The organism is Candidatus Phytoplasma citri (assembly GCF_002009625.1).
GTDB classification, from domain to species: domain Bacteria; phylum Bacillota_I; class Bacilli_A; order Acholeplasmatales; family Acholeplasmataceae; genus Phytoplasma; species Phytoplasma citri.
Map to the genome: position 1 here is coordinate 1 of NZ_MWKN01000016.1, position 17,958 is coordinate 17,958.

Annotated in this window: 18 protein-coding genes; 14 read left to right on the forward strand and 4 right to left on the reverse strand. The window is 22.2% G+C overall.

All coding sequences use genetic code 11. The features are described from left to right. Nucleotides 1–83 precede the first annotated feature (83 nt). From B2G44_RS00625 to B2G44_RS00660, 8 genes are all read left to right on the forward strand, one after another. Nucleotides 84–389 carry a methionine adenosyltransferase domain-containing protein gene (locus tag B2G44_RS00625; protein ID WP_078122954.1) on the forward strand — a complete coding sequence of 102 codons (306 nt, stop codon included), beginning with the start codon at nucleotides 84–86 and terminating at the stop codon, nucleotides 387–389. Nucleotides 390–581: 192 nt separating this feature from the next. After that, on the forward strand, nucleotides 582–2,003 hold the full coding sequence (gene proS / locus B2G44_RS00630) for a proline--tRNA ligase (protein WP_078122932.1): 1,422 nt from the start codon (nucleotides 582–584) through the stop codon (nucleotides 2,001–2,003). Nucleotides 2,004–2,230: 227 nt separating this feature from the next. Then, complete coding sequence (locus B2G44_RS00635; RefSeq protein ID WP_078122933.1) at nucleotides 2,231–3,499, forward strand: hemolysin family protein; 1,269 nt, start codon at nucleotides 2,231–2,233, stop codon at nucleotides 3,497–3,499. A 125-nt stretch (nucleotides 3,500–3,624) separates the two neighbouring features. After that, complete coding sequence (locus tag B2G44_RS00640) at nucleotides 3,625–6,372, forward strand: cation-translocating P-type ATPase (protein WP_078122934.1); 2,748 nt, start codon at nucleotides 3,625–3,627, stop codon at nucleotides 6,370–6,372. A gap of 166 nt (nucleotides 6,373–6,538) precedes the next feature. Next, nucleotides 6,539–7,114, forward strand: a complete 576-nt coding sequence (locus tag B2G44_RS00645; protein ID WP_078122935.1) for a signal peptidase I — start codon at nucleotides 6,539–6,541, stop codon at nucleotides 7,112–7,114. Nucleotides 7,115–7,170: 56 nt separating this feature from the next. Beyond that, the gene (locus B2G44_RS00650; RefSeq protein WP_078122936.1) at nucleotides 7,171–7,830 is read left to right on the forward strand and encodes a uracil-DNA glycosylase; all 660 of its coding nucleotides are present in this window, start codon (nucleotides 7,171–7,173) and stop codon (nucleotides 7,828–7,830) included. A gap of 226 nt (nucleotides 7,831–8,056) precedes the next feature. Further along, nucleotides 8,057–8,737: a ribonuclease HIII gene (rnhC, locus tag B2G44_RS00655; RefSeq protein ID WP_180372452.1), complete on the forward strand. Its 681-nt coding sequence runs from the start codon at nucleotides 8,057–8,059 to the stop codon at nucleotides 8,735–8,737. A 77-nt stretch (nucleotides 8,738–8,814) separates the two neighbouring features. Next, nucleotides 8,815–9,234, forward strand: a complete 420-nt coding sequence (locus B2G44_RS00660) for an HIT family protein (protein WP_078122938.1) — start codon at nucleotides 8,815–8,817, stop codon at nucleotides 9,232–9,234. Between the two features lie 152 nt (nucleotides 9,235–9,386). On the opposite strand, the gene ruvB is transcribed toward B2G44_RS00660, so the two are convergent. Beyond that, entirely contained in the window at nucleotides 9,387–10,388 is a 1,002-nt protein-coding gene (ruvB, locus tag B2G44_RS00665) for a Holliday junction branch migration DNA helicase RuvB (RefSeq protein WP_078122955.1), read from the reverse strand. A 13-nt stretch (nucleotides 10,389–10,401) separates the two neighbouring features. Next, nucleotides 10,402–10,968: a Holliday junction branch migration protein RuvA gene (gene ruvA, locus B2G44_RS00670; RefSeq protein ID WP_078122939.1), complete on the reverse strand. Its 567-nt coding sequence runs from the start codon at nucleotides 10,966–10,968 to the stop codon at nucleotides 10,402–10,404. A 425-nt stretch (nucleotides 10,969–11,393) separates the two neighbouring features. Between ruvA and rpsP the strand changes: the two genes are divergently transcribed. The 6 genes from rpsP to B2G44_RS00700 all read left to right on the forward strand — a co-directional run bounded on the left by rpsP (nucleotide 11,394) and on the right by B2G44_RS00700 (nucleotide 15,634). Continuing rightward, nucleotides 11,394–11,639, forward strand: a complete 246-nt coding sequence (gene rpsP, locus B2G44_RS00675) for a 30S ribosomal protein S16 (protein WP_078122940.1) — start codon at nucleotides 11,394–11,396, stop codon at nucleotides 11,637–11,639. 114 nt (nucleotides 11,640–11,753) lie between these two features. Next, nucleotides 11,754–12,491 carry a tRNA (guanosine(37)-N1)-methyltransferase TrmD gene (gene trmD, locus B2G44_RS00680; RefSeq protein ID WP_078122941.1) on the forward strand — a complete coding sequence of 246 codons (738 nt, stop codon included), beginning with the start codon at nucleotides 11,754–11,756 and terminating at the stop codon, nucleotides 12,489–12,491. A 72-nt stretch (nucleotides 12,492–12,563) separates the two neighbouring features. Then, nucleotides 12,564–12,920 carry a 50S ribosomal protein L19 gene (gene rplS, locus B2G44_RS00685; protein ID WP_078122942.1) on the forward strand — a complete coding sequence of 119 codons (357 nt, stop codon included), beginning with the start codon at nucleotides 12,564–12,566 and terminating at the stop codon, nucleotides 12,918–12,920. 126 nt (nucleotides 12,921–13,046) lie between these two features. Further along, nucleotides 13,047–14,306: a tyrosine--tRNA ligase gene (tyrS, locus tag B2G44_RS00690; protein ID WP_078122943.1), complete on the forward strand. Its 1,260-nt coding sequence runs from the start codon at nucleotides 13,047–13,049 to the stop codon at nucleotides 14,304–14,306. Between the two features lie 62 nt (nucleotides 14,307–14,368). Next, the gene (locus B2G44_RS00695; protein WP_180372453.1) at nucleotides 14,369–14,824 is read left to right on the forward strand and encodes an iron-sulfur cluster assembly scaffold protein; all 456 of its coding nucleotides are present in this window, start codon (nucleotides 14,369–14,371) and stop codon (nucleotides 14,822–14,824) included. A 63-nt stretch (nucleotides 14,825–14,887) separates the two neighbouring features. Beyond that, complete coding sequence (locus B2G44_RS00700; protein WP_078122945.1) at nucleotides 14,888–15,634, forward strand: TrmH family RNA methyltransferase; 747 nt, start codon at nucleotides 14,888–14,890, stop codon at nucleotides 15,632–15,634. Nucleotides 15,635–15,665: 31 nt separating this feature from the next. On the opposite strand, the gene B2G44_RS00705 is transcribed toward B2G44_RS00700, so the two are convergent. Continuing rightward, entirely contained in the window at nucleotides 15,666–16,538 is an 873-nt protein-coding gene (locus tag B2G44_RS00705; protein WP_078122946.1) for a deoxyribonuclease IV, read from the reverse strand. 23 nt (nucleotides 16,539–16,561) lie between these two features. Then, the gene (locus B2G44_RS00710) at nucleotides 16,562–17,656 is read right to left on the reverse strand and encodes a DEAD/DEAH box helicase (RefSeq protein WP_078122956.1); all 1,095 of its coding nucleotides are present in this window, start codon (nucleotides 17,654–17,656) and stop codon (nucleotides 16,562–16,564) included. Nucleotides 17,657–17,958 lie beyond the last annotated feature (302 nt).

The window sequence follows — 17,958 nt, forward strand, 5'->3', positions numbered from 1 at the left end:
GATGCTTGGAAACTTGCTTGTCCGGTTTGGACGGGGGCTGATTGTAAATAAAACAGCAAAGATAAATCGCTGCATAAAACGCAATTAATCTATCCGTATTTTGTGATAAATGCGAATTACAAATAGCTTATGTCATTGGAGTAAATTTTCCTGTCGGCTTATTTATTAATACTTTTAATACTAGTAAAGTTAATGATAATCTCATTCTTGAGACAATTTATAATAATTTTGATTTAAGTCCCCAAGGTATTAGTAATCAATTAAATTTAACTAAACCTATTTTCTGTATAACTGCTAAATATGGACATTTTGGCATCGATAATTATAAATTTAGTTGGGAAAATATAGATAAAATAAAATTATTTTCTAGGTTATTGAATAAATTTTAACAAGTTTATTTGTTTTTATTTTTATCTAGTTATTGATTTTAAATCAATTTATTTAATAAAATCAATAATAAATAATAAATATAAATATTTATGAATTTATTTATTAATTTTATATAATTTGTTATTAGATAGATATTATGATCTAATAATTTTAGTTATTTTTAAGGTTATTTTTATAAAAGGTTATAAAATATGAAAAAAAAATTAGTTAAAATGGTTCATTTTCGTGATATTGATTTTAGTCAATGGTATACAGATCTTTGTTTAAAGGCTGAATTGATTTCTTATTCTGATGTACCAGGTTTTTTTATTTATTTACCTAATGGTTATTTTTTATGGGAAATGATACAAAAATTTTTAAATAATTATTTAAAAAAAAGTAATCATCAAAATGTTTATTTTCCTTTGCTTTTTTCTGAAAATTTGTTTCAGTTAGAAAAAGATCATATTAAAGGTTTCGCTCCTGAAACTTTGATTATTGATAAGATTGCTAATCAATTATTACCATCTAAATTGATTATTCGCCCGACTTCGGAAGTCATTTTTTCTCAATATTATTCTAATATTATTACTTCTTATAGAGATTTGCCTAAATTATTTAATCAATGGTGTAGTGTGGTTCGTTGGGAAAAAAATACTAAGCCTTTTTTAAGAAGTAAAGAAATTTTATGGCAAGAAGGTCATACAGTGCATGCCTCTAAAAAAGAAGCTCTGGCAGAAACTCTTTATATTCTGAATTTGTATAAAAAATTAGGCAAAAAATTGTTAGCTATACCTTTTATTTCGGGTATTAAAACAGAAAAAGAAAAATTTAAAGGAGCTGTAACGACTTATGCTATCGAAACTTTAATGTATGATGGTCAATCTTTACAAGCTGGTACTTCTCATTATTTAGGAACTAATTTTTCGAAAATTTTTAAAATTCAATTTCAAGATCAAAATTCCGTTATACAATTAGCTCATCAGACGTCTTGGGCTGTTTCATCTAGGTTGATAGGTGCTATAATTATGGTTCATGGAGATGATGAAGGTTTAGTTATGCCTCCTTATATTGCTCCTATACAAATAGTTATTATTCCTTTAAGGTTAAATAATTCTCTTTTATTAACTAAAGTTAATTTTTATTATAAACAGTTATTTAAAAAATATCGAACTAAATTGGATATACAAAATAAAAATATTGGTTGGAAATTTAGTCATTATGAATTACAAGGTATTCCTTTGAGATTAGAAATAGGGGAACAAGAATTAAAAAATGATCAAATAACTATTTTTATTAGACATAGTCGAAAAAAAATTATTATTAATGCGTCTGAATTATTAATCAATATAACCGAATTATTCAAAAATATCCATCAAAATATGTTTGATAAAGCTTTACAACGTATGACAAAAAATATTTATATTGCTAATAATTATGAAGAATTTAAAATTAATTTATTTAAAAAAGGATATGTTAAAATGAGTGTTTTAGCTAATGAGGCGGAAGAAATTATCAAAAAAGAAACAGGTGCTACAGCTCGAGTAATTTTGAAAGAAAAATTATTAAATAAAATTTGTCCTGTTACTCATAAAAAAGCAAATCAAACTATTTTATTTGCTAGAGCTTATTAAAAGATATTAAAATTAAAATTAATTTAAAAATGAATGATTTTACTTTTGTTTGAATTTATGGTAAAATTACTCAAAGTCGTTCTTAATAAAATAAGAAATTAAAAAAAGGAGAATAAGTTAATTTAAACGTATATGGAAAATGATGATAAAAATAATTATTTAAAAAGTTTTATTTTTTATAACCTATATTTTATTCCATTCAAATGCGAAAGAGGTTATAAAATAAAATGAGTATAATTATTTTGACTATCATAGCATTAATTTTTATTAATGCTTTATTGTCAGCCATCGAAATATCTTTAGTTTCTTTAAGCGAAAGTAAATTAGATATTGAAATAGAAAAAGGTATTAAAAAAGCCTTAAAAATTAAAAAAATTAAATCTAAACCTACTCATTTTTTGTCTGTTATTCAAATTGTTATTCATATATTGACAGTAATTCAAGGTTATATGTTGCATCATGATTCTCATGGTGAGATTCAAATTTTATTAACTCTTCTTTCTTTGGTTTTGGGAGATATTATTCCTAAACGAATTGCTCTAATTTATCCTTTAAAAACTGCTTATTATTTATTAGGTTTATTTAATTTAGTTTGTTTTTTTATGAAACCTTTTGTTTGGTTATTGAATCAAATAAGTAATATTATTCTATATTGTTTAAGAATTGATCCTAATAAAACTCAAGATATTGTTTCTGAAGATGAATTACGTTTTTTGTTAAGTTCTTCTTATAATCAAGGAGTTATCAATAGTAATGAAAATAATATGATACAAAATATTTTTGATTTTAATACTACTAAAGTTTCGGATATTATGCGTCATAGAAAAGAAATTGTAGCTATTCGTCATGATATTAATATTAATGAATTAAGAGAATTTATTTTAAAAGAGAAATATACTCGATTCCCTGTTTATATGGAAAATTTAGATAAGATTTTAGGTATAGTGCATATTAAAGATCTTTTTAAGGTTTTATTAATAACGAACGATCCGCGTTCTTATAAAAATAATTATTCAAAATTTAATATTAATCATTATTTGAGAAGAGTTTTTTATATTACAGAATTTAAAAATATTAGCGAATTATTAAAAGAAATGCAGTCTAAACAAAAACATATGGCTATTGTAGTTGATGAATATGGTGGTACAGCTGGTATTGTAACTATTGAAGATGTTATTGAAGAAATTTTAGGTGAAATTCAAGATGAATATGATAAAAACGATTTTGAAATTGTTAAAATCTCTAATCAAGAATTTATTATCAAAGGTACTGCTCATCTTTGTGATATAGAAGAATATTTAAATGCTAATTTACCAGTAGATGATTATGATACTTTAAGTGGTTTTATGTTGGATAAATTAGGTAGAATGCCAGAAAGTAATGAAAAAATAAAGATAGTTTATAATGATTGGGTGTTTGATGGTTTGTCTCATAATGGTTTAGTAATTACCAAAGTTAAAGTGACTAAGCCTATTATTTCTAAACAGATAAAATAATTTTGTTATTTTTATAATTCAAATAATTCTAAGTAATTTGGTATTTTTTTCTTTTTATATTTATTTTTATTATTTAAATTAATAATAATGAGGAATATTTCTTAGAAGGTTTGGTTAAGTAATATATGAATTCTTTGTTTTATAATTCTGAAATATTATTATTAGTTGAAGAGTTAAAAACTAATTTAAAAACAGGATTAACAGAACAACAAGTTCGGACTAGATTAATTGAAAATGGTTTGAATGAATTGTTTAAAACTAAACCTCAGTCTTTAATAAAAAAATTTTTTAGTCAATTAAATAACTTTTTTATATACATTTTATTAATAGCAGCTTTTATTAATTTAATAATAGGAATTTTAACTAGCCATCAAGAAGAGTTATATGAAGGTATTTTAATTTTAATAATTATATTAGGTAATGCTGTTTTTGGCGCTTTTCAGGAACATCAGAAAGATAAATCTTTTGATATCATTACTAAAACTACTAAAATATATGTAAAAGTTTTACGAGAATCTAATGTGAAATCAATAACTAGTGATCAGTTGGTTCCAGGAGATATTGTTTTTTTGGATAAAGGAGATATAGTTCCCGCAGATTTACGTTTATTAGCTTCTAATAACTTACAAGTTGATGAAGCGATTTTAACAGGTGAATCTATAGCAGTTTCTAAACAATCTGATATTCGAATTAACGATTCTAATTTACTTAATCAAAAAAATTTGTTATTTATGAATACTGTTGTAATTAATGGAAATGCTGAAGCTTTAGTTATTAATACAGGCATGAAAACTCAAATAGGCAATATTGCTAAATTATCTCGAACAGTTCAAAAAGAAAAAACAGTTTTAGAATTTTATTTACAAAAATTAACTAAAATATTGAGTATTATTATTTTTGTTTTAATTTTGATAAATTTTATTTTTAATATTTTTAAATATTATCTATTTTTTAATTATTTGAGTTGGAATGTTATTAGTGGTTATTTGTTGTCTTCTATCGCTTTAATTGTGGCAGTTATTCCCGAAGGTTTATTAGCTATTATGACTATTATTTTCGCTTTTGGCATAAAAAAGATAGCTAAAGAAAATGCTATTGTTAAAAATTTAAAAACTTTAGAACGATTAGGTTCAATTAATGTTATTTGCACAGATAAAACAGGTACTCTTACTCATAATAAATTATTAATTAAATCATTATATGTTTATTCCGATTTTTGTCATATTGATTATTCTAATAAGTTAATTTGCGATAATTTACTTTTAAGTTATCAAAAGTTAATTTATTGCGGTCTTTTATGTAATAGTATTGCTCAGTATTATAATGGAAAAATTATTTCTTGTTCCAATTTGTTAGATTCTGTAGATTGTGCCTTTTTAGAGTTATCTAAATTTTTGAACATTAATGTTGCAAAGTTGCAACAACAATATAAATTAATTAAAATATTTCCTTTTGATGATCATTTGAAATTGATGATGGCTATATACAAATATCAAAATCAATATTTAACTATTTTTAAAGGTGCTGGAGAAATTATATTAGATTTATCATATTATATTTATATTAATAAAAAACAAAAAAATGTTATTAAAAGTGAAAAATATAAAGAAGAGTTTGAATTTAATTTAAATCAAAAAGCTCAAATGGGTTATAAAGTATTAGGTATTGCTTTTACAAATTTTTTTGATTATCGTTTTTTATCTGAGAATATTTCTTTAAAAGAAATTTTGTATATTTTAGGTAAAAATATTATTTTAGTTGGATTAGTAGGTATCGAAGATCCTATAAAATTAGAAGTTTTTAAATCAATTCAAGAATGTCATGATGCAAATATTCAAACAATTATGATTACAGGTGATCATTGTTATACAGCTATTCAAGTAGCTAATAAATTAAAAATTTTAAATCGAAAAACTGATTTAGTTATGGATGGTTCTGAACTAGATAAATTAACCGAAACAGAATTATTGGAAAAATTAATAAACATTAAGGTTTATGCTCGTACTATTCCGCAACATAAATTAAAAATTGTGAGAGCTTGGCAAAAATTAGGTTATATAGTGGCTATGATTGGCGATGGAGTTAATGATGTACCTAGCATTAAACAAGCTGATGTAGGATTAGCTATGGGTTTAAGTGGTACGGAAATTACCAAACAAAGCGCTGATATTATTTTAATGGATGATAATTTTCATACCATTTTAACATCTATTAAAGAAGGTCAAAATGTTTTTGTTAATATTCGTAAAAGTTTAGTTTTTTTATTAAGTTGTAATATGGGTGAAATTTGTCTTATATTATTAAATAGTTTTTTTGGTTTTTTTTATTTTCCTTTTGATTTTGTTATTTTGAATACTTTACAAATTCTTTGGATTAATTTAGTTACTGACTCTTTGATAGCTTTAGCTTTAGGTATGGAACCTTCAGAACATAATATTATAGATAAATCTATGATTAAAAAAAATAGTATTTTTTTAAATAAATCGATTATTTATAAAATTTTTTTAGAAGGTTTAATGTTGGGGATTATTGTTTTTAGTTCTGCTGTTTTAGGTTATTATATTCATAGTTTTGATAATATTAAATATGGCCAAACTTTTGCTTTTATGGTTTTAGCTTTTTCACAATTATTTCATGCTTGGAATTTTAGAAGTTTATCAAAGTCTATTTTTTCCATTAAAACCAAAAATAATCTTTTTATAGTTTATTTTATAATAAGTTTTTTGATACAATTTATTATTTTATTTATTCCTATTTGTCAAAAATATTTTAATTTGGCTAAGTTATCTTTTTTCGATATAATCATTATTATAATTATTTCTTTAATTCCGATATTAGTTGTTGAATTATTTAAACAATATTTTAAGGATTAATTTATATTTAATATTTTTATTTTTAGTAACTTATTTAAAAATTATTGTTAATTTATTTGGTATTTTTTCAATTTATTTGAGAATGTTTGATGTTATTTTATAATAAGTTTATATATAAATTTTTTAATTATATTTTTAAAGATGGGTGCATTATGGTGATTTGCTAATGGGATGTATAAAATATAAAAGGTATATTTGTTTAAATATTATTAGAAATATTATTTATTATTTTTTTCATTTATTTTTATTTTTTGTAGTTATATTTTTATTGTGTAATTTAATTTTAGATAAAGAAAAAACTTCTCAAATTTTTCGTTTTAATTTTTCTCGTGTTTCTAGTGAGAGTATGTTACCTTCAATGCGTGTAGATGATATAGTTTTTTTCACTATATTAGATGAAAATAAATGCAAATCATTAAAACCTAGTAATCCGCCGGAAAAGTTAGATGGTGATATAATTATATTTAAAGCGGATGAATCTAAATTTATTGATTTAAAAGATAGTTTTATTATTCATAGAGTAGTTGAGAATAATCATCAAAAAAAATATGTTACTACTAAAGGCGATAATAATTCGACTATTCAAAACTTTGAAAAAGAAATTCCTTATAAAAATATTTTTTATAAATATTCTTTTAAAATTCCTTACGAGATTACTTATATTTTTATATGGGGAATGATTTTCTTATTATTTTATTTGATTATTTTTGGAGAATCTAAATCTGATGATAATTTAGTTTAAAATTTTAATTAATTCAGATCAATATTTTGAGTTTTTTAAGGGTGATATAATATTTTATGTGGATTGATATAAATTGGGAACGTATTATTTACAAAGAACAACGTAAAAATTATTTTATTAAAATAAAAAATTTTTTGATAACTCAATCTAAGTTAGGGAAAAAAATTTTGCCCAACACAAAAAATATTTTTAACGCTTTTAAATTCACTTCTTGGGAAAAAGTAAAAGTGGTTATTTTAGGGCAGGATCCTTATCCTGGACCTAATCAAGCTCACGGCTTAGCATTTAGTACTTTATCTTGGGATACTCCTAAAAGTTTAAAGAATATTTTTACCGAGTTACAAAATGATTTATCTATTATAAATTTTAGAAATCAATTATTTTCTTGGGCTTATGAAGGAGTATTGTTATTAAACACCATTTTAACTGTTGAACAAGGATTACCTTTGAGTCACAAAAATATTGGTTGGCATATTTTTATTATTAATATATTTAATTATTTGTCTTTGAAAAAAAATATTGTTTATATTTTATGGGGGAAAAAAGCTCAAGAGTATAAAGAATATATTAATATTAAGGATAATTTAATTATCGAAAGCAGTCATCCTTCTCCTTTCTCTGCTTATCAGGGTTTTTTCGGTTCTAAACCCTTTTCTCGTGCTAATGAATATTTAAAAAACCATCAAAAAAAACCTATTAATTGGAATTTGTATTAAAGAATATTTTTGAAATACCAGGTTATTTCATCAATAGCCAATGATAATAAATATTTCAAAGGATAATAAAGTAGGTCGGGTTATTATAATAATTATAATAAGAAATAATACAAGAATTTTGTTATAAATATAAATATCTATTTTTATTCATTATATTTTAAAAAAATTAATATTTTAAAATTACTTCATTGATAATAATAATTTTAGACAGGAGTTTTTTGGATTTGTGAAGAAAAATTTGCAAAATTATATTGATTGTGTTGATTGTGTTGGAGCGGATGAATCAGGTAAGGGTGATGTGTTCGGTCCTATAGTTGTTGGTATAGTTTATATAAAGCATGAATTAGCAGATTTTTTATTACGCAATAAAATTAAAGATTCTAAATTATTAAGTAAAAATTCTATTTTTCGAATAGCTCCTTTTTTGATGAAAAATATTGATTATGATTTTGAAATTTTACAACCTTTGGATTACAATAATTTAATCAATAAAAAATTAAATCTTAATCATATACTTGCTTATTTATATAATAAATTAATTTTAAGATTTTATCATAATTTAAAATTTTCATCTCCAGTCATTATAGATCAATTTGCAACTGAATCTTGTTATTTTAATTATTTAAAAACAGAATCTAATGTTTATCGTAACATTATATTCAAAACTAAAGCTGAATCTAAATTTTTATGTGTAGCCGCTTCTTCTATTATCGCTCGTTATTTATTTTTAAGAGAGATAGAAAAATTAAGTCAACTTAATAATGTAAAATTAATTTTAGGAGCTTCTGATTTAGTGAATCAACAAATTAAATTAATTTATGAAAAATATGGTTTATCAATTTTTTATAAAATTGCTAAAATTAATTTTAAAAATCTTAGTAAGAATATTTTTTTTAATAGGTCTTAATTTTAAAATTGAATTTTATGGAAATTTTAAAAAAAATATTATTTAAATTAAAATTTTTATAAAAAGGAATAAGCAATATGCATAATGTTTTTTTGAAAATAGTTAATAAACAAATACCGAGTTATATTATTTATGAAGATGATTTGGTTATGGCTTTTTTAGATATTTCTCAAGTTACTCGTGGTCATACTTTGGTTATTACTAAAAAAGTTTATCGTGATATTCAAGATGTACCACAAGATGTTTTTGTTCATTTATTTAAAATAGTTTATCAAATTAGTCATATATTGATAAAAGCCTTTAAAGCTTCTGGTCTAAATTTAATCAATAATAATGGAGAAGTAGCTGGACAAACTGTTTATCATTATCATGTTCATATAATTCCTCGCTTTTCTAAGGAAGAAATATGTTTTAAATTATTAGATAATTCTTCTTATTTAAAGGAACATGATTATAAAATGATTTTACAACAAATACTAGATTCTAATTCTAATTAGAAAATAAAAAATTAAATATTAGCTTATTATGTAAATCTATTTATAATTAATTTTAGCAACAATATTTTAATATATGTTTTATATTTTTCAAAAAATTAATTCAAAATTTATTAATTTTCATTAATAAAATAAATATTAATTATTAAATTGTATCATATTGATTTCTCATTTAATTTATTTAATAATTTAATAGTTAAATTAGTTGCTATACGACCTTTAGGTGTTCTTCTAATATAACCTTTCTGGATTAAATATGGTTCATAAACTTCTTCTATAGTTAATATTTCTTCTCCTAAAGAAGCTGCTAAATTTTTAATTCCTACAGGTCCGCCGTTAAATTTAAATATTAAATGATTTAAATAATGATAATCTGTTTCATTTAATCCGTTTTCATCTATTTTTAATTTTTTTAATGTTTCTAGGGTGATTTGATGAGTAATTATTGTATTAGAATATATTTCTGCAAAATCTCGTGTTCTTCGGAATAAACGGTTAGCTATTCTAGGTGTTCCACGACTACGTTTTACTAATTCTGTTAATGCTGACTCTTCTATACAACTATTATAAACTTTAGCTGTTCTTTGGAGAATAGTTTTTAGTTCTGATTCTTTATAATAATCTAATTTTAAAGTTAAACCAAATCTATCTCTTAATGGAAAAGAGATATTTCCGAATTTAGTAGTGGCCCCAATCAAAGAAAAAGCTGCTAAATTAATTCGAATAGTTCTTCTGTCACAATCTTTACCAATAACAATATCTAGAGCATAATCTTCCATAGCAGAATATAAAATTTCTTCTACGATTTTTGGTAATCGATGAATTTCGTCAATAAATAAAATTTCTCCTGTTTGTAAACTACTTAAAATAGCAGATAAATCTCCAGTTCTTTCCAAAACAGCTCCATTAGTAATTTTTATATTTGTCTTCAATTCATTAGCAATAATACGTGCTAAAGTAGTTTTTCCTAAACCTGGAGGTCCATAAAATAAGAGGTGATCTAAAGTTTCTTTTCGTTTTCGGGAAGCTTTGATATAAATATCTAAAATATGTTTAATATCTTCTTGTCCCGTGTATTCTTTTAATGTTTGAGGTCTTAAAAAAGCATCTTCATTTTTATTTTTTGGATTTGGTTTATTTTTTAATTTTTGTTTCATTTTTTGTTCCATTTTATTTCCTATTTTTTAATAATAATTGTAAAGATTCTTTGATCATTGTTTCTATATCTGTTTCTGTATTAATTCGGGTTATAATAGAATTAATTTGTTTTATTTCGAAGCCTAAATTTAATAAAGCATTTTGAACATCTTTTTGTTTAGGATTAAATATATAATTTGTTTGTTTATTTGTATTTTTATTATTTAAATACCAAATAATTTGTTGTGCTGTTTTTTCTCCAATACCTGGAAATTTTTTTAAGAAATTTACATTATTAGTTTCAATAGCCATTTTAATATCCGAAAATAATTCATTTTGTGTTAGTACAATAGCTATTTTAGGACCTATACCTGGAATAGTAATTATTTTTTTAAAAAAATTTAATAAGTTGATATCTGTAAAGCCATATAAATAACGTATATTTTCTTTAATATATAGATAAGTAAATAATTTTACTTTTTGATTTATTTTGAATAAATAAGGATTGTAAAAACCTATTTCATAACCTATGCCATTATTTTCGATAACTATATTATTATTATGGATTAATTTAACTAAACCTTTAATATAGTAGTACATATTAACAATTATTTACTCCTTTTATAATTAATTTTTATCAGTTTTTATTTAAAAATATATTTTTTTAATTTAAATAATTTAATTATTTTCAGATTATTTTTTTTCAAAATTTATTTATTAAATTTATATATATTTAATATATCTTTTAATATATCTTATTTATTATAATGAATGTGTAATTATAATTTAATCTATTCAGGATCTAATTAATTTTTATTATATTTTAAATCTTTCTTTAATCTTATAATAAATTTATATTTAAAATAAATAATATTTATGGTAATTGTGAAATTATTTATTATTTGGATTTATAATTAAAATAAGTCAATATTTCATTGACAGTAATTATTTTTTATTTTATAATTACTTGAATTAGTATTTTTTTCAAAATATTTTTTAATTAAATTGCGTTTGGAGTTAGAAAAATGTCAGTTAAAATTCGTTTACAACTTTTTGGTTCTCGTCACAAACCTTTTTATCGTGTAGTAGCAATTGATGCTCATAGCAAAAGAAATGGTAAATTTTTAGAAATTTTAGGAAACTATGATCCTTTAAAAGAAATAATTAATTTAAATTTAGATAAAATTAATTATTGGTTATCTTTAGGTGGTCAACCTACTACTACCGTTAAAAATTTGTGTAAAAAATTTAAAAAAATTAAAACTAATTGATTTTTAAATTTTAGAAGTTTTTTAAAAATAATAGAATAATTCAAAAGGAAATATATTGAAATAAAAAATTTATTTTTTGTTTTTGACAAAAGGGAAGATTATTTGATAAATGGCATGAAAATAGATATTATAACTATTTTTCCGAATTTTTTCGATTATTTCTTAAACCATTCTATTTTGAAAAGAGCTAAAGAAAAGAACAAAGTTATTATTAATGTACATGATTTAAGATTTTATAGTCATAATAAACATTTTAAGATAGATGATAAACCATATAGCGGTGACACAGGAATGTTATTATCATTTCCGCCTTTATATGATTGTTTAAATAAAATAAAATCAAATATTAAAAATAAGAGTAAAGTTATTTTATTATCTCCTCAAGGAAATTTATTAACTCAATTCAAAGCAAATCAATATATTAATGATTTTGAACAATTAGTTATTATTTGTGGTAATTATGAAGGAGTTGATGCTAGAATTTTAAATTTTATAGATGAAGAACTGTCTATTGGAGATTATGTTTTAACTGGTGGGGAGATTGCTTCTTTAGTTTTTATAGATGTTATAATTAGACTTATACCAGGAGTTATTCATGAAAATTCTTATTTATCTGATTCTCATCAAAAAGGTTTATTGAAATATCCTCAATATACTAGACCTTTTGAATATAAAAACTATAAAGTTCCTTCGGTTCTTTTATCTGGAGATCATCAAAAAATTTATAAATGGCGTTTAAAGGAAAGTTTAAAAAATACTTTAAAAAAAAGACCCGATTTATTACAAAAAATTCATTTAGATAAATTTCATCAAACAATATTAGAAGAAATTAAAAATGAAGATGAGGAATAATATATTTTTCATATTATTTTTAACAAATTAATAAATAAAATTTTTTTATTAAGAGAATGGGAATATTACATTATGGAATTAAAAGGTCAAACTTTAATAAGAGCTATAGAAAGTCCAAGTTTTAAAAAAATACCTTTTTTTAAAGTTGGTGATACTGTTAAAATGTTAATTAGACAATCTATTGGCGATAATAAACGTGTTCAAAATTTTTCTGGTTTAGTTATTAAACGTCAAGGTAGTGGTATATCTGCAACTTTTACTGTACGTGCTATTAGATTTGGTGTAGGAGTAGAACGTACTTTCCCTATTTATTCGTCTGCTCTAGAAAATATAGAAGTGCTTAGTTATGGTATAGTTCGTCGTGCGAAATTATATTATATACGTCATTTATCATCGAAAGCTGCTAGAATTAAAACTAAACATAAATAATAATTGATTTTATGCAAAAAAATATATTTTTATAATAAAAATATTATTTTTTATATTATGTGATTATAAATGAAAATAAAAATTTGTAATATTGGTAAAAAATAAAATTAAAAATTGGAGATAAATATGTCTTTGTTTGAAGAATTAAAACTGCGTAATTTAATAAAAGATTGTAGCAATGAATCAGATTTAATGTATTATTTAAATCATAATGCTATTAATTTTTATTGGGGCGTGGATCCTACAGCTAATTCTTTAACCATAGGACATTTAGTCCCAATTAACACTATTTTGCTTTTGTATAATAAAGGTCATAATCCTTTTATTTTGGTAGGTCAAGTTACTAGTTTAGTCGGAGATCCTAAAGCAACAAAAGAAAGAACTTTATTAATTTCACAAGAAGTTTGCAAAAATACTCGAGATATTTTATTACAATTAAAATGTTTATTGCCTAAAAAAAGAGTATCTTTTGTTAATAATTATGATTGGTTATCTCAAATGAATCTTTTAGATTTTTTAAGGCAATATGGTAAATTATTTAATATGAAATATATTTTGTCTAAAAAAATTATATCCGAAAGATTAAAGAATGAAAATTCTGGTATTTCTTATACTGAATTTTCTTATAATTTATTGCAAGCTTTTGATTTTTATCAATTATATTCAAATTATAATGTAATATTACAAATTGGTGGTTCTGATCAATGGGGTAATATTACAAGTGGTTTAGAATTAATTCGAAAATTAATTAATCCTTCTAAAAATAAACCTTTAGGTATGAGTATCCCCTTATTGTTAAATGATCAAGGTGTTAAAATTGGTAAAAGCGAAAAAGGTAATGTATGGTTAAATCCGAAATTAACTAGTCCTTTTGATATGTATCAATATTTTTTAAATTTACCTGATAGTCGTGTCATTGCATGTTTAAAACAAATGACTTTAATTACGTTAGAACGTATTAATTATTTAGAATCTGAAATGAAATTTAATTCTTACAAAAGATTAGCTCAGAAAGAATTAGCAAATTATATAGTTTCTTTAGTTCATGGTCAATCTATATCTAAAGATTGTGAACAAGTTAGTTATCTTTTATTTGGTAAAAAAAGATTAGATTTATTAGAATCAGATTTCAAATTTTTACAAAAATATTTATTTTGTTTATCGGTTAGCCTAAATATTACTTTATTAGATGTTTTAGTCCAGAGCAAATTAGCTTTGTCAAAAAAAGAAGCTAAATCATTGTTATTAGCTAAAAGCATTAAAATTTTTCCTTGTGAAAAAAAAATTGATTATGATTTGCGTTTAACTCCTGAATTAGCTTTATTTAATAAATATATTTTAGTAACTAAAAAAAAGAAAATTAACATTTTAGTATATTTTTCTTAAATTTGAATTAATAATTAATATTTATTTATTAATGTTTAATCTTGAAAATGTGAGTAAGTATTGTGGTTAATTATTTATTATATCGTCAATTAATTATAAATCATTCTCAAAAACCTTTTAATTATGGTTTATTACCTATTACTTGTAACAATAATTGTCTTAGCAAAACAAAACATAATTTATTATGCGGAGATGAAGTGACATTGCAAATTTTTTTTAATACTAATGTTATTAATGCAATTCGACACGAAACAAAAGGTTGTTCTATAATATGCGCTGCTTCATCTTTAATGTCAATTCATTTATCTAATCAAACATTTTCGCAAAGTTTAAAAATTATTAATAATTTTATAAATATGTTACAAAATAAACCTTTTGATAGTAATACTTTAGAATCAGATTTATTATTGTTTCAAGTAATTGCTAATTTTCCTAATAAATTAAATTGTGCTATTATTCCTTGGTTATTAGCGTTTAATTTAATAAAAAATTATTTTAACAATATCGAATCGAGTTAAAAATATATTTTTTTAATAAATATTGGTACTTACAATATGATTTAAAGTGAGTTGTAATATTCTATGATTTTGTCATCTAATAATCGTATTTTTAAGAAAATGATGAAGTTATCATTTAAAAAATATCGAGATTTATATCAAGAATTTCTTGTATTTGGAAATCATCTTGTTCAAGAAGCTGTGAACAAAGGAATAGTATTGGGATTATATACTATTAATCCTGAAAAAGAAGATGGTTTATTTATTAAAAAATCTTTAATGAAATTATTAAATAATAATCACATTTTATATTCTCAAGTAGCTATTTGTAAAATGTTAAAATCATCTTTATTTAATGATAAAATACTTATTTTAGATAATATTCAAGATCCTTCTAATGCTGGACTTTTATTAAGAAGTGCTTGTGCTTTTGGGTTTAAGACTGTTTTTTTTAGTGATAATAGTGTGGATATTTATAACGAAAAAACTATTCAAGTTAGTCAAGGAGCTATTTTTAATTTAAATTTTTATCGTGGTAATTTGGCGAATTTTTTATTATTTTTGCAAAAAAAAAATTATTTTATTATAGGTTCTTGTGTTCGCGAAACTAATTTTTTATCTTATGATTTTCTAGATTTTAGCTCGAAATACAATAAAATTGCTTTAATATTAGGGAACGAAGGGCAAGGTATTTCTTTTGTTTCTCGTCAAAAATCGAATTATCTAATTGCTATCCCTACTACGGATTTAGTAGAAAGTTTAAATGTAGCTATAGCTGGCAGTATTATGATGTTTTATATTTATCAATGGTTTAATAAATATTTTTTTTAGATTTTTTTATATATTAATAAAAATAAATTTATTAAAATTTTAAATTGCCATTAAATATTTTGTTTTTGATCATAATAATTTCTTCTTTGTAAATAGGCTTTTGGTTTACAAAAGGTGTTTCTAAAATTTTAGGAATATTTTTAAATAATGGGTAATAGATAATTTTTATTAAAGCTTCAAATCCTATTTGACCATATCCAATGTTTTCGTGACGGTCTTTTTTGCTACCTAAAGAATTTTTAGAATCATTAATATGTAGAACTGATAAGTATTTTAAATTAATAATTTTATCAAATTGTTTTATTGTATTTTCAAATTGATTTTTAATATCATAACCAGCATCAAATACATGGCAAGTATCCAAACAAATAGAAATTCGTGTTTTATTTTCTATTAAATCGATAATATTTTTTAATTCTTGAAAATTAGCACCAATTTCATTACCCTTTCCTGCCATAGTTTCTAATGCTATTTTAGTTTTTAAATTAGGAGTATTTTGAAAAATTTTATTAATACCTTGAGCAATCCATTTAATCGCTTCTAATTTGTTTTTGTTCAAATTATTACCTGGATGTATTACCATTTGAGAAATTTTCATTTGTGAAAATCGATTTAATTCTTTGATTAAAAATTCTATAGAAAATTCTCTTTTATTTAAAACAGGGTTGGCTAAATTAATGATATATGGCGCGTGACCTACTAAATAATTCACATTAATATTGTATTTTTTCATTTTGGATAAAGTTTGATCAATATCATGTTGTTCGATAATGTTTCTTTTAGTATTTTGAGGAGGGCCCGAGTATAACATAAAAGTATTCGAATCGAAGGATAAAGCTTGTTCTAAAGCTCCTAAATACATTTTAGGTTTTTTAAAGGATACGTGACTGCCTATTATTAACATATATTATTTTTTTATCTTTCTAATTAAAATATATTTTTTATTTCCGAAAATTTTAATTTTTTAAATGAAATATTTAATTTTTTTTGGATTTTATTAAGTAATAATTCATCTTTTTCGGTACTTAAAACTATTATATCTCCTGATTTTCCCATTCTTCCCGTTCTACCGTTGCGATGTTGAAAAAAATCTAAATTTTTATGAGGTAAATCATAATGTATTACTAAGTCTATATCTAAGTCTAAACCTCTTGCCATAAGATCGCTTGCTATAATATATTGATATTTCGTTTTTTGAATATCATTTATATATTGTTTTCTTTTTTTGGTATTTAATGCTGAAGAAAAACAAATTACTTTTAAATTTTTTTGAAGCATTGCTTCATAAATTTTTGTTTGTTCTTTAATGTTGGAAACAAAAATAATAGAAATATAAGGATTAATATGTTGGGTTAAATGTATTAAAGTTTTTAGTTTTTGTTCAGATATGGTTTCAAGATTATAATAATTTAATTTTAATTTATGTTCTTTTGTAGTATTTAAAAATAAATTTTTTCCAAAGTATTTATTGATGAAAGGTTTAAATTTATCAGTGATAGAAGCCGATATTATTATAATTTTAGGATTACATTTAGTTAATATTTCATCTAAGATGGATAAAGAATCTTTGTCAAACAACATATCTGCTTCTTCTAAAACTAAAAAATTGATTTTATGAATTTTTAGTAATTTGTTAATAATAACATATTCATTTAGTTTGTTTAAAGTTGTTATGAGTAAGGGAGGTTGTTTTTTTTTAAATTGATCTGATATTTTCTGTTTATTTATGCCACCATATAAAATTTTAATATTAGCTATTTTCGGTTCTATTTTTTTTAACATATTTAATATTTGCCAACTTAATTCGTTAGTTGGAGTAATTATGATCGCTTGTATTGTATTTTTTTGCCAATTTATTTTTGATAATATAGGCAATAAATAAGCATGAGTTTTTCCGGTTCCTGTAGGAGCAACGCATACCAAATGATAAGGTTTTTCGAAATTATTAAACATTTGTGTTTGTATGGGTGTTATTTTAGTAAAATTTAGTTGTTTTAATTTTTGTTTTATATATTGTTTCAAATTTATTAATTTTCCTTTATTTTTAATTCGCACAAATTTTTTTAGTTCATTTTGATATATGTTAAAATATTATTATCCATTAATATTATGCATTAAAGTAAATTATAATATTATTTGATTTATTATTTATAATTTATCTTTGTATAAGGCATTGATCGTTTTATCAAAAAAGTATTTTATTTTTATTTTATTATTATTTATATTAGAAATAGCAAATAATTGAAGAGGTTAAAAGTTTTTATGATTTGGTTTTTTAATAAAAATAACAAAGTTAATTCATTGAACTGTAAGAAATGTTTTAG